The sequence below is a fragment of the Streptomyces venezuelae genome, from assembly GCF_008642315.1.
Lineage (GTDB): Bacteria > Actinomycetota > Actinomycetes > Streptomycetales > Streptomycetaceae > Streptomyces > Streptomyces venezuelae_D.
Map to the genome: position 1 here is coordinate 7,716,433 of NZ_CP029192.1, position 21,952 is coordinate 7,738,384.

Annotated in this window: 16 protein-coding genes; 5 read left to right on the forward strand and 11 right to left on the reverse strand. The window is 73.5% G+C overall.

Going from position 1 to position 21,952, the window contains the following annotated elements:
• Nucleotides 1-32: 32 nt before the first annotated feature.
• Together DEJ48_RS34115 and DEJ48_RS34120 are read left to right on the forward strand one after the other, a co-directional pair.
• Nucleotides 33-332, forward strand: a complete 300-nt coding sequence (locus tag DEJ48_RS34115) for a LysE family transporter (protein ID WP_223832545.1) — start codon at nucleotides 33-35, stop codon at nucleotides 330-332.
• A gap of 108 nt (nucleotides 333-440) precedes the next feature.
• A complete protein-coding gene (locus DEJ48_RS34120) occupies nucleotides 441-1,481 on the forward strand; it encodes a lactonase family protein (protein ID WP_190537766.1) in 1,041 nt (346 codons plus the stop codon).
• A gap of 74 nt (nucleotides 1,482-1,555) precedes the next feature.
• On the opposite strand, the gene DEJ48_RS34125 is transcribed toward DEJ48_RS34120, so the two are convergent.
• The 9 genes from DEJ48_RS34125 to DEJ48_RS34165 all read right to left on the reverse strand — a co-directional run bounded on the left by DEJ48_RS34125 (nucleotide 1,556) and on the right by DEJ48_RS34165 (nucleotide 12,231).
• Nucleotides 1,556-2,500 (reverse strand): sirohydrochlorin chelatase, encoded by a 945-nt coding sequence (locus tag DEJ48_RS34125; protein WP_150219991.1) that lies wholly within the window; start codon nucleotides 2,498-2,500, stop codon nucleotides 1,556-1,558.
• 95 nt (nucleotides 2,501-2,595) lie between these two features.
• A complete protein-coding gene (locus DEJ48_RS34130) occupies nucleotides 2,596-3,513 on the reverse strand; it encodes an N-acetylglucosamine kinase (RefSeq protein ID WP_223832546.1) in 918 nt (305 codons plus the stop codon).
• A 107-nt stretch (nucleotides 3,514-3,620) separates the two neighbouring features.
• On the reverse strand, nucleotides 3,621-4,298 hold the full coding sequence (locus DEJ48_RS34135) for a uracil-DNA glycosylase (protein WP_150219992.1): 678 nt from the start codon (nucleotides 4,296-4,298) through the stop codon (nucleotides 3,621-3,623).
• 33 nt (nucleotides 4,299-4,331) lie between these two features.
• Nucleotides 4,332-5,417 carry a WD40/YVTN/BNR-like repeat-containing protein gene (locus tag DEJ48_RS34140; protein ID WP_150219993.1) on the reverse strand — a complete coding sequence of 362 codons (1,086 nt, stop codon included), beginning with the start codon at nucleotides 5,415-5,417 and terminating at the stop codon, nucleotides 4,332-4,334.
• Between the two features lie 91 nt (nucleotides 5,418-5,508).
• The gene (gene mmuM, locus DEJ48_RS34145) at nucleotides 5,509-6,429 is read right to left on the reverse strand and encodes a homocysteine S-methyltransferase (RefSeq protein WP_150219994.1); all 921 of its coding nucleotides are present in this window, start codon (nucleotides 6,427-6,429) and stop codon (nucleotides 5,509-5,511) included.
• On the reverse strand, nucleotides 6,426-8,516 hold the full coding sequence (locus DEJ48_RS34150; RefSeq protein ID WP_150219995.1) for an ABC transporter ATP-binding protein: 2,091 nt from the start codon (nucleotides 8,514-8,516) through the stop codon (nucleotides 6,426-6,428). Before DEJ48_RS34150 ends, mmuM begins: the two co-directional genes overlap by 4 nt.
• A gap of 15 nt (nucleotides 8,517-8,531) precedes the next feature.
• Nucleotides 8,532-9,437: an ABC transporter permease gene (locus tag DEJ48_RS34155; RefSeq protein WP_223832287.1), complete on the reverse strand. Its 906-nt coding sequence runs from the start codon at nucleotides 9,435-9,437 to the stop codon at nucleotides 8,532-8,534.
• Complete coding sequence (locus DEJ48_RS34160) at nucleotides 9,434-10,393, reverse strand: ABC transporter permease (RefSeq protein WP_150219996.1); 960 nt, start codon at nucleotides 10,391-10,393, stop codon at nucleotides 9,434-9,436. The genes DEJ48_RS34155 and DEJ48_RS34160 overlap by 4 nt, the downstream gene beginning before the upstream one ends.
• Nucleotides 10,390-12,231, reverse strand: a complete 1,842-nt coding sequence (locus DEJ48_RS34165; protein WP_150219997.1) for a peptide ABC transporter substrate-binding protein — start codon at nucleotides 12,229-12,231, stop codon at nucleotides 10,390-10,392. Before DEJ48_RS34165 ends, DEJ48_RS34160 begins: the two co-directional genes overlap by 4 nt.
• A gap of 237 nt (nucleotides 12,232-12,468) precedes the next feature.
• Here DEJ48_RS34165 and DEJ48_RS34170 point away from each other — a divergent pair, with 237 nt between their 5' ends.
• From DEJ48_RS34170 to DEJ48_RS34180, 3 genes are read left to right on the forward strand one after another with little or no spacing between them, the layout of a single operon-like run.
• Entirely contained in the window at nucleotides 12,469-13,662 is a 1,194-nt protein-coding gene (locus tag DEJ48_RS34170) for an ROK family transcriptional regulator (RefSeq protein ID WP_150219998.1), read from the forward strand.
• Nucleotides 13,659-15,251: a M81 family metallopeptidase gene (locus DEJ48_RS34175; RefSeq protein WP_150219999.1), complete on the forward strand. Its 1,593-nt coding sequence runs from the start codon at nucleotides 13,659-13,661 to the stop codon at nucleotides 15,249-15,251. Before DEJ48_RS34170 ends, DEJ48_RS34175 begins: the two co-directional genes overlap by 4 nt.
• 10 nt (nucleotides 15,252-15,261) lie before the next feature.
• Nucleotides 15,262-16,095 (forward strand): transporter substrate-binding domain-containing protein, encoded by an 834-nt coding sequence (locus DEJ48_RS34180; protein ID WP_150220000.1) that lies wholly within the window; start codon nucleotides 15,262-15,264, stop codon nucleotides 16,093-16,095.
• 59 nt (nucleotides 16,096-16,154) lie between these two features.
• Here the strand turns inward: DEJ48_RS34180 and DEJ48_RS34185 are convergent, their stop codons facing one another.
• Nucleotides 16,155-18,362 (reverse strand): hypothetical protein, encoded by a 2,208-nt coding sequence (locus DEJ48_RS34185; protein ID WP_150220001.1) that lies wholly within the window; start codon nucleotides 18,360-18,362, stop codon nucleotides 16,155-16,157.
• Nucleotides 18,359-21,895 (reverse strand): DUF5682 family protein, encoded by a 3,537-nt coding sequence (locus tag DEJ48_RS34190; RefSeq protein WP_223832288.1) that lies wholly within the window; start codon nucleotides 21,893-21,895, stop codon nucleotides 18,359-18,361. Before DEJ48_RS34190 ends, DEJ48_RS34185 begins: the two co-directional genes overlap by 4 nt.
• Between the last annotated feature and the right edge of the window lie 57 nt (nucleotides 21,896-21,952).

The window sequence follows — 21,952 nt, forward strand, 5'->3', positions numbered from 1 at the left end:
ACACCAGCCCCGTTCATCTTCCAAAGAATCCGCTGTCCGCGGGACGGGCACAACCGCGGTACGCCCAGTCAGCGGAGGCCCGGCGCCGTCGCCGCCGCGAATACTCGGCGCTGGGTGCCCGGACAGGCCTGTGCGTGCACATGCGCGCGGCGGCGCTCGGCGTGTCGGCGATCGCCACGAGGCCCGCCCTGGCCTTCACCGTCGTCAAGCCGGCCGGCGCTGCGGCCCTGATCTGGCTCGGGGTGCGAGCTCTGACCTGCCGCCGCCGCTGGGACCGGGCCACCGGCGGGCTGTTCATGGCGGTGGGCGTCGGCGTGGCGGCGGTGGAATGACGGTGTACGACACCGTCCCCTCGACCGCACATGGTCTAGACCGACTGCTAGCGTCTGGCGCACGAGTGGCGCGACGGACGGGGCGCCCGGGGCGAGAGGGGACAAGTCGTGGTCGTCGGCAGGCAGGCGGGGCGGGCGTACATCGGATCCTTCACCGCGGCCGGGGGGCCGGGTGTGATCACCGCGTCCGTCGCGCCGGAGAGCGGGGCGTTGACCGTGCTCGGTGCCACGGACGCGGTCGCCGACCCGTCCTATCTCGCGCTCTCGTCCGACGGGGAGACGCTGTACGCGGTGAGTGAGACCTCCGACGGGGGCGTCGCCGCGTTCCGTACCGCGGGCGACAGGGCCGAGTTGACCGGGCCGCCCGTGCCCGTCGGGTCTGCGCCGACCCACCTCGCCCTGTACGACGGGCACGTGCTCACCGCCAACTACCGGTCGGGCAGCGTCACCGCCGTGCAGGTGCGCGGCGACGGGACCCTCGTCCCGACGCCGTCGAGCGAGCTGCGGCACACCGGTTCGGGACCGCACCCGCAGCGTCAGCAGAGCCCGCACGCGCATCAGGTCCTCGCGGACCCGAGCGGCCGCTGGGCGGTCAGTGCCGACCTCGGCACGGACTCCGTGCGCGTGTGCGCCTTCGGGGAGAGCGGGCTGACCCTGCACCGCGAGGTGGCGCTGCGTCCGGGGTCCGGTCCGCGGCACCTCGTGTTCCACCCGCGCGGCGACCGCGCGTACATCCTCAACGAGCTCAGCCCCACCCTCACCGTCTGCACCTGGGACGCCGCCGACGGCTCGCTCAAGCCGCTCGGCGAGCTGCCCGTCCTCGCGGAGGCCCCGGAGGGCGACACGTACCCCTCGGAGGTCGTGATCGCGCCCGACGGGCGGTTCCTGTGGGCCGCCACGCGCGGCCCGGACGTCATCTCGGTCATCGCGCTCGACGAGACGGGCGACGTGCCGAGTCTGAAGGCGACGGTGCCGTGCGGCGGCACGTGGCCGCGCGACCTGGCGATCGATCCGGCGGGACGGCACCTGTACGCGGCCAATGAGCGCTCCGGGGACGTCACCTGGTTCGCGATCGACCAGGAGACGGGCATCCCGAGCCGTACGGGCTCCGTCGCGGCGCCCGCGGCCTCCTGCGTGGTCTTCGGCTGAGAGACACGCCCGCGTACGACGACGGGCCCGCCCCCACATCGGGGCGGGCCCGTCGTCGTACGTACGGGGTCGCTTCAGTGCGCGGGCGCACCCGAGGGCTGCTGCGGCGTGATGCCGAGCGCCGTCGTGTACTTGGCCAGCGCCAGCTTGCCGATCGCCGGGTAGGGGCCGATCGGCTCGGCGACGGACAGGCCCGACTCCTTCGCGGCCGCCTCCAGCAGAGCGCTGTCGAGCTCCGGGCCGATCAGGTACGGCGCGAGGGCCAGCTGCGTCGAGCCGGAACCGCGCAGTTGCTCGGCGGTCGCGGCGATGGCGCCCTCCTCGTCGAGCGCGGCGGCCATCACCGGCACCGCGAGACGCGCGGCGAGCAGCATGCCGGTGATCCCGGCGGCCTGCACGGCCTCGTCGCCGCCGACGGTGGCCAGCACGATGCCGTCCGCGGCCGTCGCCACGGTGAACAGGCGGGCGCGGTCGGCGCGGGCGAGCCCGGCCTCCGAGAGGCGCACGTGCAGGGCCTCGGCGAGCAGCGGGTGCGGGCCGAGGACGTCGGTGAGCTCGGCGGCGGCACGGCTGTCCATGACGGCCTGCCGGACGCGCCGCATCAGCGCGGCGTCGGGGCCCGCGAGCAGCGGCACGACGACGGCGACAGGACCCTCGGGGTCGGCCACCTCGGCGCCCGCGGCACGCGCGCGCTCGACGCGGGCGGTGCGCTCCGCGGCCGCGTGCGCGAGCACGGAGTGCAGCGAGGGGAACTCGGGGAACGACGTGACGGTGGCGTCTTCCTCACCGTCGAGGTAACCGATTCTGGCGTCGAGACCGGGCAGCTCGGAGCGGGCGATGCTCACGACTTCCTCGGCGAGGCCGCGCATGGTGGTGCTGGGGGCGCCCGGCACGGCGAGAACAAGTGCGGGCGCGCCCTCAGGAGCCGCGACGGGCTCCGGACGGCGGTGCCGGCCCGGCTGACGGGGGCGCGGCATTCGTACTGGCAGGCCGGATGCGGGCCCAGTGGGGGAGCTCATGCGCCCGCATGCTACTGGCTTGCGGGCCATCCCTGTTCGGGGAGGGTGCAGGTGGGCGGTATAAGTCCGTTTTTGTCTGATGAATTACGCAGAGGTCAACTGTCACCTTGTTCATGGTCACCCGCACCGTGGACGGAGAGCATGCGGGAGTCGAGCGGCAGTCGCAACCGGCCCTCGGCGACATCCGCCGCTATGCGCACCGCGCCGTCGAGCGGATCCCCGGCCGCGGGGACCGGCCGCGCGTGCGGCAGTTGCTCCGCGAGCTCGGCGCGCAGGGGTGCGAGCAGCGGCTCGCCCAGGTTGAGGAGTCCGCCGGTGAAGGCGACGTCGCAGGCGTCCGCGACGGGGCAGACGGCGGCCGCCGCCTCGGCGATGTGGCGGGCAGCGGCCCGCAGGATGCCGTCCGCCACGGGGTCGTCCGCGGCGCATTCCGCCACGTGGGGCGCGAAGGAGGCGAGGACCGCGGGCCGGTCGGCGCGCGGATAGAGCTGCCCCGGCAGCCCGGCCGGCGGGCCGAACGCCGCCTCGGCGCGTGCGAGCAGCGCCCGCGAACCGCCGCGCCTGCCGTCGTGCGCCCGCATCGCCGCTTCGAGCCCGGCGCGACCGATCCAGGCGCCGCCGCCGCAGTCGCCCAGCAGGTGCCCCCAGCCGTCGGCGCGGCGCCAGGCGGTCAGATCCGTGCCGATCGCGATCATCCCGGTGCCCGCGGCGACGACGGCGCCGGGACGGTCGCCGAGCGCTCCCGCGTACGCGGTGACGGCGTCGGCGGCCAGCGCCGTGCGCCGTACGCCCAGCGCCCGGCCGAGCGCGGCGGGCAGCGCGGCGCGGAGGTCGTCACCGAGGGTCGCCATGCCCGCGGCGCCGACGGCGACGGCCGCGATCCGCCCGCCGCCCGCCTGCTCCAGCAAGCCCCGCGCCATGGGCAGCAGTTGCTCCACGAAGTGTCCGGCGTCGATGCCGCGCGGGCCGGTGCGCACCGGCGCGACGGCGCGCACCGGGTCGGGGCGGCGCATGCCCTGCGGGACGTGCAGGGCGGCCCGCAGCCCCGAACCGCCCGAGTCGACCCCCAGTACGCACTCCCGCACGGACTGCGACACCCGCTCCTCGGCTCCGTCCGATGTCACGGCAGCCGCCAGTCCACCGGCTCCGCTCCCTGCTGGACCAGCAGGTCGTTGGCCCGGCTGAACGGGCGCGACCCGAAGAAGCCGCGGTCCGCCGACATGGGGGAGGGGTGCGCGGACTCCACCGAGGGCAACTGCCCGAGCAGCGGCCGCAGATTGCGCGCGTCGCGGCCCCACAGGATCGACACCAGCGGCTTGCCGCGCGCCGCGAGCGCCCGTATGGCCTGCTCCGTGACCTCCTCCCAGCCCTTGCCCCGGTGCGCGGCGGGCTTGCGCGGTGCGGTGGTCAGCGCCCTGTTGAGCAGCAGGACGCCCTGGCGCGTCCAGGGCGTGAGGTCGCCGTTCGTCGGCGCGGGCAGGCCCAGGTCGCTGTTCATCTCGCGGTAGATGTTGATGAGGCTGCCGGGCAGCGGCCGCACTTCGGGCGCGACCGAGAACGACAGGCCCACCGCGTGACCGGGCGTGGGATAGGGGTCCTGACCGACGATCAGGACGCGGACGTCGTCGAAGGGCTGCTGGAAGGCGCGCAGGACGTTCGCCCCCGACGGGAGATAGGTGCGTCCCGAGGCGATCTCCGCGCGCAGGAAGTCCCCCATCGAGGCGATCCGTTCGGCCACCGGTCCCAGGGCCTCGGCCCAGCCGGTCTCGACGATTTCATGCAAGGGTCGTGGTGCCACGGCGTCACCCTACTGCCGTAACGGCAGGGGTGATCAACCGATGGCCGCGGCCCGCACGCACAGCACGTCCGGCAGGTGCGAGGCGAGCTGCTGCCAGGTGTCGCCGTCGTCCGCCGACGCGAACACCTCCCCGTTGCGGTTGCCGAAGTAGATGCCCGCAGGGTCGCAGTCGTCGCTGCACATGGCGTCGCGCAGCACCGTGCCGTAGTGGTCCTCGTCGGGCAGGCCCGTGCTCAGCGGCTCCCACGTCTCGCCGGCGTCGGTCGTGCGGTAGACGCGACAGCGGTGGTCGGCGGGGACGCGGTCGCTGTCGGCGGTGATGGGGAAGACATAGGCCGTGCCGCCGCGGTGCGGGTGCGCGACCACGGAGAAACCGAAGTCGGACGGCAGCCCGCCGCCGATGTCGGTCCAGTGCGCGCCCGCGTCGTCGCTGCGGTACACACCCCAGTGGTTCTGCAGGTACAGCCGGTCCGGGTCGGCGGCGTCCCGCGCCACTTTGTGCACGCACTGACCGAACTCGGGGTTCGGGTCGGGCAGGAACACCGCCGAGACGCCGTCGTTCGAAGGCGCCCAGTTCGCGCCGCCGTCCTCGGTGCGGAACACCCCGGCGGTGGAGACCGCGACCGTCACCGCGCGCGGGTCCCGGACGTCGGTCAGCACGGTGTGCAGGCCCTCTCCGCCGCCGCCCGGCACCCACTTGGACCGGGTGGGGTGTTCCCACAGGGGCCGCACGAGCGAGAAGGACTCGCCGCGGTCCTCCGAGCGGTACAGCGCGGCGGGCTCCGTGCCCGCGTACACGACGTCCGGCTCGGCGGCCGCCGGGTGCAGCTGCCACACGCGCTCCAGCGAAGCCCCGGTCTCCTTGGGGAACTTCACGGCGGGCTTCGACGGCTCCGTCCACGTCCGCCCGAGGTCGTCGGAGTGGAAGACGGAAGGACCCCAGTGCGCGCTGTCACCGCCGGCCAGGAGGCGCGGGGTGGGGCCACGGTTGTCGATGGCCACCGAGTACACGGCCTGCGCGTTGAAGTACGGGCTGTCGTCGAACTCCCAGGCACCCCCTCGCCTGCGGCCGATGAACAGGCCCTTGCGGGTGCCTACGGTCAGGATGATGTCGGCCATGCCGACCACCTCCGGGACGTCGTTGTCTCAGGTACCGGTCAGTCTGCACCCCGGCACTGACAATCTCCCCCGGGGACGGCATCCGTGCAGGTCAGAGCCGTGTGTTCCGGCTCGCGGAGCCACCCGCGGCCAGCTCGTCCGCCACCTCCGCGATCGCCGCGGGCCCCACCCGGCAGCAGCCCCCGATCAGGCGCGCCCCGGCCTCCCGCCACCCCGCGACCTGCCCGGCCGAGAACCGGGCGGGCCCCCGCCAGCCCCGGGCGGCCGCGTCCCACTCCTCCCCGCTGTTCGGATAGACGACCACGGGCTTCCCGGTGACCCGCGCGGCGAGCCCCACCGCGGTCTCCGCGTCCCTCGGGTCGCAGCAGTTCACGCCGACCGCGATGACCTCGTCCGCGTCGGCGGCGAGCGCGAACGCCTCGTCGAGGGGCTGCCCCGCGCGCGTGCGCGTGCCCACGACGCTGTACGACAGCCAGGCGGGCACCCCGAGGCCGCGCACCGCCCGCAGCAGGGCCCGGGCCTCGTCGGCGTCGGGCACGGTCTCCAGGGCGAGGACATCGGGTCCGGCTTCGGCGAGGGTCTCGAGCCGGGGCCGGTGGAAGCGCTCCAGCTCGTCCACCGAGAGCCCGTACCGCCCCCGGTACTCGGAGCCGTCGGCGAGCATCGCCCCGTAGGGACCCGCGGACGCGGCCACCCACACCTCGCGCCCGGCGGTGGACCCGGCACGCCGGGCCAGTGCGACGCCGAGGCGCAGGAGCTCGCGGGTGCGCCCGGCGTCGATGCCGTGCCGCGCGTACCCCTCGTACGTCGCCTGGTAGCTCGCGGTGATCGCGACCTCGGCGCCCGCCTCGTAGTACGCGCGGTGGGCGCCCTCGATCGCGGCGGGCTCGTCGGCGAGCAGCCGCGCGGACCACAGGTCGTCGCTCAGGTCGTGCCCGGCGGCCTCCAGTTGGTTGGCGAGGCCGCCGTCGAGCACGACAGGGCGCTGGGCAAGGGCGTCGGCGAGTCTCACACCGCCGACGCTAGCCGCTCCGAGGCCAGGGGGAAGTGGCAGGCCACCTGGTGTCCCGCGCTGTTCGGCGTGCTGACCGGCGGTTCGGTCGTGGCGCACACGTCCTGCGCGAGGGGACACCGGGTGCGGAAGCGGCAGCCCGACGGGGGCTTCGCGGCGGAGGGCGTCTCGCCTTCCAGCGGCGCGCGCTCAGGGCCCGTCCCCGCGGCCTGCGGATCGGGCAGGTTGACCGTGTCCAGGAGCCCGCGCGTATAGGGGTGCAGTGGATGCGCGTACACCTGCTCGGCGGGGCCCGATTCCACGAGCTTGCCCAGGTACATCACGCCGACGGTGTCCGCCAGATGGCGTACGACGGCCAGGTCGTGCGAGATGAACAGATACGCGAGACCGCGCTCGCGCTGCAGCTCCCGCATCAGGTTGAGGATCTGCGCCTGCACGGACACGTCGAGCGCGGAGACCGGCTCGTCGGCGACCACCAGGTCAGGGGAGAGCGTCAACGCGCGGGCGAGACCGAGGCGTTGGCGCTGGCCGCCGGAGAACTCGTGCGGGTAGCGGTGCACGGCGCCGCGCGGCAGGCCGACGGCGTCGAGGAGCTCGGCCACGAGTCCCTCCTGCTCGGCGCGGCCGCCGACGCCCTGGATCACGAGCGGCTCGCGCAGGATCTCGCCGACCCGCATGCGTGGGTCCATCGCGGCGGTGGAGTCCTGGAACATCAGCTGGACGCGCCGCCGGTGCGCGCGCCGTTCGGCCCGTGACATCAGCGACGGGTCGGCTCCCTCGAAGCGCACCGCGCCGTCGGTCGGCTCCTCCAGGCCCGCGACGATCCGCCCGAGCGTCGTCTTGCCGCAGCCGGACTCACCGACCATGCCGAACGTCTCGCCCTTGCGGATCGTCAGCGAGACCCCGCCGACCGCGCTGACGGTTCCGCGACCGCGCGAGAACGCGCCGCCCTTGAGGGGGAACTCCTTGACGAGGGCGTCGAGTTCGAGGAGTACGTCACCGGGTTCGGCGGCTGCGGGCACGGGCGCGGGGACCACGATCTCGTCCTCGGAGGCGGCCTCGACCTCGGCCGGTACCGGATGGAAGCACGCGAACCGGTGCTCCGGGCCCCGCGTCCCGTCGTCCACGAGCGGCGGCTCCGCCGTACGGCACTCGTCCGTGGCGAACGTGCAGCGCGGCGCGAAACGGCAGCCCGTGGGGCGCGTCGCGAGGTTCGGCGGCAGCCCGGGGATGGTGTGCAGCTCCGTGCCGCTGTCGGCCGCACGCTCGGGGAGCGCGGCGAAGAGTGCCTCGGTGTAGCGGTGGCGGGGGTGTGCGAACAGGCCGCGCACGTCGGCCTGTTCGGCGACCTTGCCCGCGTACATCACCGCGACCCGGTCCACCCGGTTGGCGATGACGCCCAGGTCGTGGGTGACCAGGATCATCGCCATGCCGAGCCGGGCGCGCAGATCGTCCACGAGCTCCAGGATCTGGTGCTGCGTCGTCACGTCGAGGGCCGTCGTCGGCTCGTCCGCGATCAGCAGCTTCGGCTCGCACACCAGCGCCATGGCGATCGCGACGCGCTGGCGCATGCCGCCGGACAGCTGGTGCGGGTAGGCCTTCATCCGCTCGGCGGGCTGCGGCATGCCGACGAGCCGCAGCATCTCCTGGGCGCGCGCCCACGCCTCCTTCCTGCCGATGCCGGGGCGGTGCAGGAGCAGCGGCTCCGCCACCTGCGCGCCGATGGTCATCGTCGGATTGAGGGAGGTCAGCGGGTCCTGGAAGACCATGCCGATGGTGTTCCCGCGGACGCCCTGGAGGACGGGCGCCGGGGCCGCCGCGAGGTCCTGTCCGTCGAACAGGACGCGGCCCCCGGTGATCTCGCCGCCCGGCGGCAGCAGGCCGAGGACGCCGAGCGCGGTCATCGTCTTGCCGCAGCCGGACTCGCCGACGATGCCGAGGGCCTCACCGGGGGCGAGGGAGAGGGACACGCCGTCGAGGGCGTGGACGGTGCGTTCGCGCGAGGCGATGTCGACGCGCAGGTCCTCGATGGAGAGGAGGGGTTCGGTCGCGGGCCGGGGCTCGGCCGCGCGCAGGGGCTCGGTCATCTGTCGTGTCTCCTGTTACTTCCGCAGCCGCACTTCGAACGCGTCACGCAGCCCGTCGCCGATGAAGTTGAACGCGGCGACGACCAGCACGATCGCGATGCCCGGCGGGAAGATCAGCCACCAGTAGCCGTTCTGGGTGTAGGTGATGCCGGCCGACAGCATCGATCCCCAGTCGGCCGACGGCGGCGGGATGCTCAGACCGAGGAACGCGAGATAGCTGACGTAGAGGATGGCGTCGGCGATCTGGAACGTGCAGTTGACGATGACCGTGCCGATGGCGTTCGGCACGATGTGCTTGAAGACGGCGCGCGTCCCGCCGCCGCCCATCATCCGCATCGCCTGCACGTACTCGCGGTTGCGCAGCGACAGGGCCTCGCCGCGCACCAGGCGGGCGGGGGACAGCCATGCGACGCCCGCGATGATCATGATGAGGACGCCCTTGCTGGGCGTGATGATGGCGGCCACCACGACGAGCAGGAACATCGCGGGGATGGCGAGCGCCGCGTCCGTGATCCGCATCATCGCCGCGTCGACCCAGCCGCCGAAGTAGCCGGACACCGCGCCGTAGACGGTGCCGAACAGGGTGGCGAGCAGCCCCGCCGCGAGGCCGATCTCCAAGGACGTCTGTCCGGCGACCATCAGCCGGCCGACCATGTCGTAGCCGAGGTCGGTGGTGCCGAGGAGGTGTCCCGAGCTGCCGGGCGGCAGGTTGGCCCGGGACAGATCGGTGTGGATCTGCTCGGTGTCGTACACGAGCGGGCCGAGGTAGCTGAACGCGAGCAGCAGGAGCAGCACCACCACTCCGGTCAGGGCGAGCTTGTTGCCGGTGAAGACCCGGAGGGTGCGGCGGGCCAGTGACGGCGTGGCCTGCGCGGCGTCCTCGTGGCCTGGCGCGGTGACAGGGGCGACCGTGGTACTCATGCCACGCTCCGTATCCGGGGGTCGAGGACGGCGTACAGGACGTCGGTGAGCAGCGAGCCGACGACGGTGGCGACACCGACGACGAGCGTCACGCCGAGCAGGACGGGGAAGTCGGAGCCCTGCGCGGCGTTCCAGAACAGCAGCCCCATGCCGGGGTAGTTGAACATCGACTCGACGACGAGGGCGCCGCTGAACAGCGTCGGCAGATAGAGGCCGAGGAGCGTGGCGAGGGGGATCAGCGCGTTGCGCAGGACGTGCCTGACCATGATCCGGCGGCTCGACTGGCCCTTGGCCATCGCCGTGCGGACGTATTCCTCGGTGAGGTTGTCGAGGACCGCCGAGCGCATGTAGCGGCTGAACATCGCGACGATGCCGAAGGCCATGGTGACCACGGGCAGGACGAGCCCCGTGAAGTCGCCGAGGAGCGCGCCGATCGTCTCGCCCTGTGGTGCCTCCGCCGGGAAGACCGGCATGACCTGCGCGAACAGGATGATCATGATGAGGCCGAGGAAGAACACGGGCGTCGCGTACAGCAGGAAGGCGAGGCCCGTCAGCGCGTAGTCCGACGCCTTGCCGCGCCGCACGGCCTGCAGCAGACCGAGCGGGACGGCGATGACGACCGCGAGGACGGTGGACAGGACCGTGAGGAGCAGCGTCTTCGGCAGACGCTGCTTCAGCAGGTCGAACACGGGCGAGTTGAGCTTGAAGGACTCGCCGAGGTCGCCGGTGAGCAGCCGCTTCACGTACATCGCGTACTGCGTCGGCAGCGAACGGTCGTACCCCTGCTGGTGGTTGAAGTGCTCGATCTGCTGCGGAGTGCCCTTCGGGCCGAGGATCGCGCGGGCGGGACCGCCCGGCAGCAGGTGCAGGAGCACGAAGACGATGACGGACACCAGGAAGAGGACGACGATCGCCTGGAGGAAGCGCTTGACCAGAAAGCCGGTGAAGCCGGTCACTTCTCGGCCCCCTTCTTCTTGACGTAGTACCAGTGCTGGGGCGCGAAGGTGACGGTCGGGTTCTGCGAGACGCCGCGCAGGTCGTTGCGGATCACCGAGACCTGGTACGCGGGGTTCGGCATCCACATCACGGGCAGCTGCTCGGCGAGGTACTCCCCGTACTCGTGCACGGCCTTCATGTCGGGGGAGTACTGCACGGCCCGGATGATGCGGTCCGCCTTCGTGTCGCTGTAGTTGCCGAAGTTGGCGGAGGCGCCCGTCGAGAAGAGCTGTTCGCCGCTGGGGTTGAGCGGGTAGTACCAGCTGCCGGCCGTCCCGAAGAACGACATGTCCCAGTCGCAGCCCGGATCCTTCGCCCTGCACGGAACGGAGTTGCCGAGCACCGAGTTCAGCGGCTGCTGGCGAACGGTCAGGTCGATGCCGCCCTTGGACAGGGACGACTTGAGCTCCTGCATCATGTTCGTCGTCTCGGTGGACCCCGACTGGGAGAGCAGGGTGAGTTCGAGAGGCGTGTCCCTGTCGATGCCCTTGCCGCACTCGTCCGCGCCCGTGCCGGGACGTACGCAGCGGGCGGTGCCGTCCTTGGTCCGCCAACCGTGCCGCTCCAGCAGCGCCTTGGCCTTGGCGACGGAGAACGGGTACTGGTTCTTCTCCATCTTCTCGGACAGATACTGGCTCTTCGGCGTGACCGGCACCGGGCCGAGCGTCGGGGTCGCGCTGCCCTGCCAGACGACGTCGCTCATCGCCTTCTGGTCGACGAGGTGCTGCATGGCCTGCCGGATGTACAGCTGGTCCATCATCGGGCCGCCGTGCGTGGAGTTGAAGTTGTAGACGATGTACGTCGCCGCCCAGCCCTCCCATGGATCGACCCGGTACCCCTTGTCCTCGAACTTCTCCTTCTGCGCCATCACCGACGGCGGGATGTATCCGTAGTCGACGCCGCCCGAACGCAGCACGTTGTACTCGGAGTCGGCCGTCGTGAACGGCTTGAAGACCACCTTGTCCAGGTGCGGGCGCTCCGACTCCGGGCCGGTGAACTTCTCGTTCGGCACGATCGTGACCTGCCCGCTGTCGCGCCAGCCCGCCAGCTTCCAGGGCCCGTTGACCGTCTTCCAGAGCGGGTCGGAGCCGTACGAGCCGAGGCTCTTCGCGTGCTTCGTCAGCCGCGCGAAGACGGCCTTGGCGCCCGCGGGGGTGCGGTCCCAGTCGCCGATCCGCCCGCCGTCGCTCTTCGCGTCCCAGGCGTGCCGGGGGAGCGCACGCAGCAGGACCAGCTGATTGGCGGTGAACCAGTCCGGGTTGTACGCACGGGTCAGGTGCAGCCGCACCGTGTGATCGTCGAGCGTCTCGAACCGCTTGACGTTGTCGGGCATCGTGCCGACGGAGTAGTTGCTCCACTCCGCCTTGTTGGCCTTGACCAGGTTGAACCAGAACTCCAGGTCGCGGGCGGTGACCGGCGTGCCGTCGGACCACTTGACACCCTCGCGCAGCGGCACCGTCACGGTCTTGTTGCCGTCGCTGTACTTCGGCTCGAGACCCAGCGTGCCGGGCCCGTGCGTGGTCAGCTCCCCCTCCGCCGCGTCCTGCACGGCGTCGTACACCGGCATGAACATCAGTGAATAGATCCCGTAGTTGTACGAGGCGCCATAGCCCGGCGCGCCGATCGGGAAGATCCAGTTGGGCGTCGCCGACGGCGGCAGCGCCATCGTCGCGGTGCCGCCCTCGACCGGAGTGCCGCCGGTGGGGCCCATGTCGATGCGGCCGCCCTCGCGGGTGCAGCCGGTGAGGGCCGCCGCGAGGACGAGCAGCGCGGCCGCCGCGGACCTGAGTGAGCGCATGGCGATGGGCCTCCAAGGGGTACGGGGCCGGCCCGTGCCGGAGTACGACGGGCGGCGCCCGAACGCTAGGCCGACCGCGAAAAACAAGTCAATAGCTTCATTCGGCAAGAAGTGGAAAAGCGGGAACCCCTGGCCAACTTGGTTCGACTGGACTTAGTGTTCGTCCCGTTGTCGAACGAACACTGCCGAACAAACGCGTCGAAGTAACGAGCAAGACGACCACCTGGGGGCGGCCGTATGACCGGAACACCACTCGGCGAGCCGGGCTCGGGGCAGCACATCCTGCACCTGGTCTCGTCGGGGGCGGCCACGTCCCGCGCCGACCTCGTGCGCGAACTGGGCCTGGCACCCTCCACGGTCTCCCTGCGCGTGCAGGAACTCGTCGACGCCGGGCTGCTCACCGAGTCCGGCGAAGGCGCGTCGCGCGGCGGCCGCAGGCCCCGGCTGCTCCGGGTGGCCGCGCAGGGCGGTGTCGCCCTCGCCGCGGACCTCGGGAGCCACCACGCGCGGCTCGGCGCGGTCGACCTCGGCGGCACCGTCACCGACGCCGTCGACCTGCCGCACGACATCACCGCGGGCCCCGAGTCCGCCGTCGACTGGCTCTGCGCGCAGGCCGACGCGCTCGTCGCCCGGCAGCGCGCCGAGGGCCGCACGGTCCGCGCGTTCGGCGTCGCCTTCCCCGGCCCCGTGCAGCCCGGCACCGGTCGCGTCCTGAGCCCGTCCCGCATGCCCGGCTGGCACCGCTACCCCCTGCGCGACGTCCTCGCGGACCGGCTCGGCATCCCCGTCACCGTCGACAACGACGCCACGATGATGGCCGTCGGCGAACACCGCGTGGCCCGGCCCGAACTGGCACACCTCGTCGTCGTCAAGGCCGGCCGCGGCATCGGCAGCGGCGTCATCTCCGCGGGCCGCCCGCACGACGGCGCCAACGGCAGCGCCGGCGACATCAGCCACGTCCGCGTCGACGCGGCGGGCGACCGCCCCTGCAGCTGCGGCAACATCGGCTGCCTGGAGACCGTCGCCAGCGGGGCCGCCCTCATCCGCGAACTCGCCCTCCAGGGCATCGAGGTGTCCGACACCAGCGACCTGCTGCGGCTCGTCGCGGACGGCGACCCCCAGGCCACCACGCTCGTCCGCACCGCAGGCCGGCACATCGGCTCGGTCCTGTCCGTCGTCGTCAACTTCTTCAACCCGCAGGCCGTGGCACTCGGAGGTGTCCTCGCCACCGCGGAACCGCTGGTCGCGGCCGTACGCGGCGTCCTCTACGAACGCTGCCTGCCGCTCGCCACGGCCGACCTGGAGATCACCACCACCGTGACGGGCGTCGACGCCGGCCTGCTCGGCGCCGGCCTCACGGCGCTGCGCCGCCACCCCCCGACCGCCTCCGGCCCCGCCCCCGCACCGCAGGAAGAGAGCGCACCCGCATGACCCCCTCCGCACACCCCCGCCGCCTGCGCATCGGCATCGGCGGCATCGGCATCGAGTCGTCCACGTTCTGCCCCCACCGCTCCACCACCGACGACTTCCGCCAGACCCGCGGCCAGGACCTCCTCGACCGCTACACCTGGACGCGGGCCGACTCCGACCTCGCCGACACCGTCGAATGGGTGCCCCTCCTGCACGCGACCTCGCTGCCCGGCGGCCCGGTGGAAGCGGAGTCATACCTCATCCTCAAGGACGAACTCGTCACCCGCATCAGGGAAGCAGGCCCCCTCGACGGCCTGGTCTACGACATCCACGGCGCCATGAGCGTCATCGGCCTCACCGACGCCGAGGCCGACCTCACCGAAGCGGTACGCGCCGCACTCGACTCCGTGGGCACCCCGGACGGCACGGGACGCCCGATGATCTCGACCGCCATGGACCTGCACGGCAACGTCTCGCGCCGCTTCGCCGAACCCGTCGACCTGCTCACCGCCCACCGCCTCGCCCCGCACGAGGACGCGTGGGAGACCCGCGAACGCGCGGCCCGCAACCTGGTGCGCTGCCTGACGGAGGGCGTGCGTCCGCACCGCGCCTGGGTCCAGGTTCCCGTGCTCCTGCCCGGCGAGAAGACCAGCACCCGCCTGGAGCCCGCCAAGTCCCTCTACGCATCCCTCGCCGAGATCGAGAAGCTCCCCGGCATCCTCGACGCCGCGATGTGGGTCGGCTACGCCTGGGCCGACGAACCGCGCTGCCGGGCCGCCATCGTCGTCACCGGCGAAGACGCCGAACGCGCCGCCTCGGAAGCGGAGAAGCTCGCACGCCGCTACTGGGACGCACGCCGCGACTTCGTCTTCGTCGGCCCCACGGGCTCCGCCGAGGAGTGCGTCGAGAAGGCGGTGGCATCGGACGCGCGGCCCTTCCTCATCAGCGACTCCGGCGACAACCCCACGGCCGGCGGCGCGGGCGACCTCGCATACATGCTGGCCAGGCTGCTCGACAACGACGACATCCGCTCGGGCAGGGTCACCGCGGTCCACCCCGGCATCACCGACCCGGTGGCCGTCGCCCGCTGCTTCGACGCGGGCGTGGGCGCGGAGGTCACGCTGAGCGTCGGCGGCAAGGTCGACGCGCAGCACGGCGGACCGTACGAACTCACCGGCACGGTCGTCGCGTTGCAGCGCGCCGCCGACCAGCAGGACCGGGCGGAGGGCGGAGCCTACGACCGCGGCGTCGACATGGCGGCCGTGCGCCACGGCGGCCTCACCGTGATCCTCGTCGAGCGCCGCAAGCCGTTCCACACGCTCGCCGACTTCATGGGCCCGGCGGACGGCGGTCTCGGCATCGACCCCCGCACGTACGACCTCGTCGTCGTGAAGATCGGCTACCTGGAGCCCGAGCTCCACGACATGGCCGCCGACTGGCTCCTCGCGCTCACGCCGGGAGGCGTCGACCAGGATCTGCTGCGGCTCGGCCACCACCGGGTGGAGCGCCCTCTGTACCCGTTCGACGAGGACGCTTATGACAGTGGGGCGCCCGACCTGACACCGGTCGGACTCGACTCGCTCGCCCCCCATGCCCCGTCCGCACTGTGAGGAGCCCCCTGTGAAGCGTGCTGCCGCTCTGTCCGCCCTGGTCTGCCTGCTGGCCGTCACCGCGGCGGCACCCGCCGCGCCCTCCTCGCACGACGAGGCCCGACGGCCGGACGGGCATCAGGGCACCCATGGAACCCTCCTCGACTCCGTCCCGAAGAAGGGCGTACTGAAGGTCTGCACGACCGGCGACTACGCCCCGTTCACGAAGCTCGACCCCGCCGACGGCACGTACAGCGGCATCGACATCGACATGGCACGGGACCTGGCGAAAAGCCTCGACGCGAAGCCGAAGTTCGTGGCGACGACCTGGGCGAACCTGACGAAGGACGTGGCGTCCAGGCGCTGCGACATCGGTGTCGGCGGCGTCTCGATCACCCTGCCGCGCGCCCGGCAGGTCTCCTTCGGCGAGCCGACACGCGAGGACGGAAAGACGCCCGTCGTGCGCTGCGCGGACAAGGGCGAGTTCGGCGCGGGCACCCTCGCGGACATCGACAAGCCGGGCACGACCGTGATCGTCAATCCCGGCGGCACGAACGAGGAGTTCGCCCGCGCGCACATCAAGAAGGCGACGATCAAGCTGCACCCGGAGAACACCACGATCTTCCAGGAGATCATCGACGGGCGGGCGGACGTGATGATGACGGACGCGAGCGAGACGCTCTACCAGTCGAAGATCCACCCCGAACTGTGCTCCCTCCACCCCGACAAGCCCTTCACCTTCTCCGAGAAGGCGTACGCGACACCGCGCGGCGACGACGAGTTCAAGGAGTACGTCGACCAGTTCGTGCACCTGGCGAAGCACGACGGGACGTACGCGAAGTACGAGGCGGAGTGGATGAAGTGAGCCGTGGCGTCGGCCGAGGCGGCCGAGGCGGCCCGGCACGGGCACCGGCCCTTCGGCCTTCAGCTCTCCATGAGGGCGGGTACGGACGGTGGGGCCCAGGCCGCGGTGAGCAGTGAGGCGGTGGCCGCCCGGGTGTAGAGGGACGCGGCCAGCCACGCCCCCGCGTAGGCGTCGGGGTCGGCGGGGCGCAGGCGGCCGAGTGCGTCGTGCTCGCGGTCGGCGGCCGCCGTCGTGAGGCACTGGGCGCACTGGGCTCCCGTGGTGAGGCCCGCCGCACGCAAGCGGCGCGGGAGGTCGCCGGCGGTGTCCGCGGCGGCGACCCGCCGACCACCGGCCACCGCGCGGTCCACGGCGCGGCGCAGCAGGCCGAGTTCGGTGGGGAGGGCCGGGGGATCGGCGGCCGGGGGCGGTGTCGCGGTTTCCGTGTGCGGCGGCAGATGCGTGCTGTCGAGGCGCCGCAGGCCGAGATCGGCGCGGAACGGTCGCCCTTCGTGGCCGGTCCAGGATGCGGCCAGGGCGAGGACGCCGCCGGGCCGGTCGGGGGACACGCGCGCGACCACATGCAGGCAGAGGCCGGGGCGCGCGGCGAGCAGTCGCAGATTCTCCGCGTACGGCAGTTCGGGGCGCTCGTCCGGGGCGAGCAGGCGGAGCGTCGGCCCGCTGAGGACGGCGAACAGGCCGGTCGCGGTGACCGCCCCCCGGAGGAAGACGAGGTCGCCGCCGGCCGACGTCCGCTCCTCGACGGGCGTCGACAACCAGGCGAGGGCGCGCGTGAGTTGAGTGTGCGGTGGTCGTTGCCACAGGTTGTCGAGCGGGGTCTGCGTCCACGCGGCGCCGGATGCCCGGACCGAGCGCACCTTGCTCCCCGCGCCGATCCGGCCGTCCGGTGACACGGTCGGTGCGGTGAGGGTGGCCCCGCCGCCGTCGCCGAGGTCGCGCAGCGACAGCGCGCAGCCGCCGGGGACGGAGGCACGCGCCGCCCGCAGGACGCGGTCCGGGCCGCCCGGCGCCACGTCGGCCAGGGTGCGGAGCTCTCCGTCCGGGGCCAGGGCGTAGGTCACGACTCCCGCGTAGCCCGACGCGGTCACCACCGGTTCCGTGAACAGGCCGTGCAGGCGCAGGGGTTGATCGGGGCGGTACGCACGGCGTGCGGTTCCGGTGAGGACGGGGTCCGCGGACCGCCGCGTCTTCAGCGCGTGCAGTACGTGGAGCACTTCGGTGACCTTGTGCGTCAGGTCCGCCAGCCTGAACGCCGGGTCCTCGGTGGAGGCCTCGCCGAGCCGCCGCGCCACGCGCACCGCGGCCGCGGCGGGCCGGTGCAGGCCGGCCAACCGCGCGGAGTGCGCCGCATGCAGAAGCCGCGCACGCTGCACGGCCCCCACCCCGCCCCCGGCCCCGCCCGCCCCGACCACCAGAACGTCCACGGCCGCGGCCCAGAGGGCGAGGGCGCTTGTGGTCTGGGTCGGAGTCAGGGGTGGGTGGTTGGGGGCGGGCGGGGAGTGTGGCGGCTCGGGGTCGGGCGTGGGGTGCGAGAGCTCGCGGTCGAGGGGGGCGTGGGGCGGTTCGGGGGCCAGCGTGTCGTGCGGCCGTTCGGGGGTCGGCTTGGTGTGCGAGAGCTCGCGGTCGAGTGGGGCGTGGGGCGGCCTGGGGGCCAGCGTGTCGTGGGGCGGCTTGCGGTCGAGTGTGGCTTGCGGCAGTCCGGGAGGTGGGTTGCCGTGCGGCGGCTCGGGGGAGTCCGTGACGTTCGGTGGCTCGGGGGTGAGCGTGCGGTGCGGTGGTGCGGGGTCGGGTGAGGCGGTTGGTGGCTTCGGGGTGCCCGGGGCGTGCGGCGGCTCGGGGGCGCGCGGGGCGTTCGATGGCTCGGGGGCCGGAGGGGTGGGTGGCGGCTCCGAGGGGGTCGTGGGGTGCGGTGGGGCGGTCTCGGCGTCGGCCGGTTCCGGTGGCTCTTCCGCGAGCGGTGCCCGCAGCAGCACCGCTGCTCTGTGCAGACAGGCGGGCGCGAGCAGACACGTGCAGGTCACGTCGTCCGCGGCGGTGACGGCACCGTGCGGCGCCGCGAGAGTCACCGCCGTCTCGTCGTCGACGCGGACGACCGCGCGAATGACGGTGCCGTCACCGTTCTCCGTGGCGTCGACCGGCCAGGCCGCCGCCTTGGCCACGGCGCCGTCGACGCGTTTGCGCAGCCGCGGCGGCAGCGGGCCGAGAGCGGTGGCGGCCACCTCGGGGGCCACCGGAGGCAGCGCGGAACGTACGGGCTGCTCGGTCATCCTGTCGCTCCTGCCATGCGTTCGCCGACCCAGCGGGCCAGTTCCAAGGGGCTCAGCGCCGCGACCGGCATGCCCGCCGCCACCAACTGCCCCGCGACGCCCGTCGAGTAGCGAGGGCGCCCTGTGTCGTCGAGCGAGGCGCAGCCCAGGACATGGCAGCCCGCGTCGACCAGCGCCCGTACCTCGGACAGCAGCGGGCCGACGGGTCCGCCCTCCTCGAAGTCGCTGATCAGCACAACGAGGGTGCGCGACGGCACGGTCACGAGGGAGCGGGCGTGGCGCAGCCCGCGAGCGATGCTGGTGCCTCCGCCGACCCGCACCTCCAGGAGCAGGCCGAGCGGATCGTCCACCTGGTCGGTGAGGTCGAGCACCTCCGTGGAGAAGGCCACGAAGTGTGTGCTGAGCGCGGGCACCCCGGCGAGCACGGAGGCGGTGAGCGCCGACCAGATCGTCGACGCCTCCATCGACCCGGACACGTCCACGACCAGGACGAGCCGCCAGTCCGCCGCCTTCCGCGCCCGGGTACGGAACACGGGCCGCTCGGGCAGCACCGTCACCGTGCCGGTGGCCGGATCGCGCCGCGCGGTCGCCAGATTGGCCCGCACGGTCCGTGCGAGGTCCAGCGGCCCGCCGGGCCGCGAAGTGGGCCGGGGATGCGCGAAGCCGGTGACCGCGGGGCGCAGCCGCGTGGCCAGGGCCTCGGTCAGCTCCTTCACCAGGCGGGCCACCAGGGGGCGCAACCGGGCGAGTCGGCTCTCCGGCATGCCTCCCGCGTACGACAGGACGGTGCGCAGCAACTCCACGGACGGCCGGACCGTCGCGGGGTCGAGCTCCATCGCCGCGTCGATGCGGCCGGCGTCCGCCGCCGCGGCCAGCACCTCTTCCCGTCCTCCGGGGCCGAACAGCGCGGCCAGCTCCTCCGACCAGCCGCGCACATCGGGGTACGAGGGGTCGGTGCCGCCTCCCGCCCCGTGACCGGCACCTTCCTCGCCACGGGACCCCTCCCCGCGCCCCGTCCCGTACAACTCGTCCAACGCGGAGGCCACCCGCCCCGCGCGACCTCCCAGCCCCCGCGACCGCCCGAGCAGCAGCCGCCAGCGCTCGTGGGCGCCGAGGACGGAGTCGGCGGGCGGGGTGGGGGCGGTCCTGGAGGCAGGGATCCGTGCAGGAGCAGACGAGTCGGCTGCGATCTCCCCGTACGAGGACGGCACACCCGCCGTCAGCCACGCCGCGGCCAGCGCCTCCCGACCCGCCGCATCCGCCACCGCGAGCCGGGCGAGGGCCGCGTGGTCGGCGACCGCCGTCGGGAGTGCGTCCGCCGACAGGCCCGTACGGTCCTCCACGGCAGCGAGCATCCGCGTGCGCGCCGCGGGCGACAGCGTGTCGAAACCGGCGCGCAGGGCGGGCAGTCGGTCGAGGAAGGCGCGGTCCGTGAGGGACTCGACGCGTTCCAGGAGCGGGTCCATGGCCAGGCCGGTCTCCAGAAGCGGCCCCGCGGCCACCAGCGTGCCCCGCAGGAACGCGCTGAGCTCGGCGCGCAGTTCGGGCGTGGCCGCGCCGTCCACGCGTGACGCGAGCCGGACGCCGAAGCCGTCGGCGTCGCGCTGCCCGAGCAGCACCTGGGCCGTGCCCGCCGCGCCCCGGATCAGCGGGGTGCCCGCCGCGTCGAGGCGGGCCAGCGCGGCCGCGAGCCGCAGTCCGCCGCCCTCGTCGGCCGCGCGGACGGCGAGGTCCACCAGCGCGCGGGCGTCCGCCACTTCGTCGGAACCGGCGAGTCCGTCCAGAGCCCGCACCCCCGCCGCGCCCAACTCCTCACGCACGGCGGCGACCTCGGCGGCCCGCCACCCTTCGGGCAGACCCGGCATCTGGCCCGTCTCGATACGGTTCAACAGGTCCAGCCCCGCGAGCAACTCCGGAAGCGTGCCGGAAGCGGGCAGCAACTCGGCCGTCTCCGCGAGCCGTTCGGCCGTGAGTCCGGGCAGAGCGCAGTGCGCGGCGTCCGCGAGGCCGGAGAGGACCTGTGCCGCGGTCGGCCCGCCGTGCCGCACGTCCGCCGCGTGGCGCAGGCGCAACATGCCCGCCGACGCCTGTTCGAGGGTCACGCCGTGGACGCCCGCGACATCCAGCATCGCCGCCACCGACGGCGTCCACCCCACCGTCCAGCGCGTGGTGAGCGCGGCCGCCTCACCGATCTGGGCGACCTCGCCCTCCTCCCCGTACGGGACACGACAGACCGCCAGGCGCCGCAGGAACACGTCGCGCCGCAGGTCCCGCTCGGAGCGGTGCGGATCGAGGCGCAGCTCGCGGCGCGCGGGCGCCTCGGGCGTCGGCAGCGAGAGCGTGGCGAGGTCCGCTTCCACGGCGGGCCCGAGCCCCGACCGGGGTGTGCCCGGGGCGAGCCGTCCCCGGCGCTCTCCGACGAGCACCTTCTCCATGGCGGCGGCGACGACCCGCCCCCGGCCGAGCAGCTGCCCCTGCGTGAGAACGGTTTGCACGGCCTCGACGAGCTCCCCGCGACCGGCCGCGGGCAACCCGCGCAGCGCCGCCAAGTCTCGCGCCATCCGCACCACTTCACGCGCGTCCGCGGGACCGCTGGGGTGCCCGGCGGTACGGACCGCCGCACAGACGCGTACGGCGGTGACCAGCAACAGCTCGTCCAGCCGCCCGCCCTCACCACCCGCCAGGAACACTCCGCGCTGCCACTCCGGATCCCGGATCCCGGCCGGATACCCGGACCGCTCGTCCAGCAACGGATAGGCATACGGCACGAGGGAGGTGACCACGTCTCCCCCCGCGGACCCGCCCACGGGCTCGGTCACCCCTGTACCGAGCCGTCCCGCACCCGGCGCCAGCGCCCCCGCATGAAACGCCCCCACCACGGCCGCGGCCCGACCGCCCGTGTGCTCGGCCAGGCGGCGCCGCATATGGGCCTCCCGCGCCAGGTCGTACGCCGACACCTCGCCCTCGTCCCTGCGCAGAGCCCAGCCCACCAACAGCGCGGCCCTCCGCAGCGCCTCCGCCGCGGCGCCCGGCGCGGCCGTCTCGACGAGACGGTCCCACAGGTCGTCCTCCGGGCGCAGTCCGGCCCGCGCCCGGAGCGCGGCCACCAGACGGCCCCGGCCGGAGTCACCGACCTCGACGACCGACGCCGCCGACGCCGGTACCGCCTCCGACGCCCTCTCCGCCGAATCCCGGCACGCCAGCGGCAGGTCGAACGGCACCACCGGCACCTTCGCCTCCCGCGCCCACCGGATCGCCGCCAGCTCCGGCGAGAACTCCGCGAACGGCAGGAACACGAGCCTGCCCGCGCCAGCACCCGCACCGGTGGAGCCCGCCAGCGCGACGGGCGGCACCGTTTCCGGGTCCCCCAGGTGATCGAGCCAGGGTGCGAACTCCTCCGGCAGCTCCACGAACAGCACATCGGGCGCCGCTGCCGCCAGCATCCGGGGCAGGGCGGCGGCGAGCGCGGGGGAGTGGTGCCGCACACCGATCAAGTACGGGTCACGACACCCGGCCAGCTCCTCGACCACCACCTCCGGCGACGGCTCCGGCCCAAGATCCCGACGCCCAGCTACAGCCACATCCGCCGC

Excerpts from the sequence above, each read along its gene's own strand:
- DEJ48_RS34155 (WP_223832287.1), bottom strand. The coding sequence starts at position 9,437 with ATGAGTACCACGGTCGCCCCTGTCACCGCGCCAGGCCACGAGGACGCC.
- DEJ48_RS34165 (WP_150219997.1), bottom strand. The coding sequence starts at position 12,231 with ATGCGCTCACTCAGGTCCGCGGCGGCCGCGCTGCTCGTCCTCGCGGCG.
- DEJ48_RS34125 (WP_150219991.1), bottom strand. The coding sequence starts at position 2,500 with ATGAGCTCCCCCACTGGGCCCGCATCCGGCCTGCCAGTACGAATGCCG.
- DEJ48_RS34130 (WP_223832546.1), bottom strand. The coding sequence starts at position 3,513 with ATGCGCCGCCCCGACCCGGTGCGCGCCGTCGCGCCGGTGCGCACCGGC.
- DEJ48_RS34140 (WP_150219993.1), bottom strand. The coding sequence starts at position 5,417 with ATGGCCGACATCATCCTGACCGTAGGCACCCGCAAGGGCCTGTTCATC.
- DEJ48_RS34185 (WP_150220001.1), bottom strand. The coding sequence starts at position 18,362 with ATGACCGAGCAGCCCGTACGTTCCGCGCTGCCTCCGGTGGCCCCCGAG.
- DEJ48_RS34150 (WP_150219995.1), bottom strand. The coding sequence starts at position 8,516 with ATGACCGAGCCCCTGCGCGCGGCCGAGCCCCGGCCCGCGACCGAACCC.
- DEJ48_RS34175 (WP_150219999.1), top strand. The coding sequence starts at position 13,659 with ATGACCCCCTCCGCACACCCCCGCCGCCTGCGCATCGGCATCGGCGGC.
- DEJ48_RS34170 (WP_150219998.1), top strand. The coding sequence starts at position 12,469 with ATGACCGGAACACCACTCGGCGAGCCGGGCTCGGGGCAGCACATCCTG.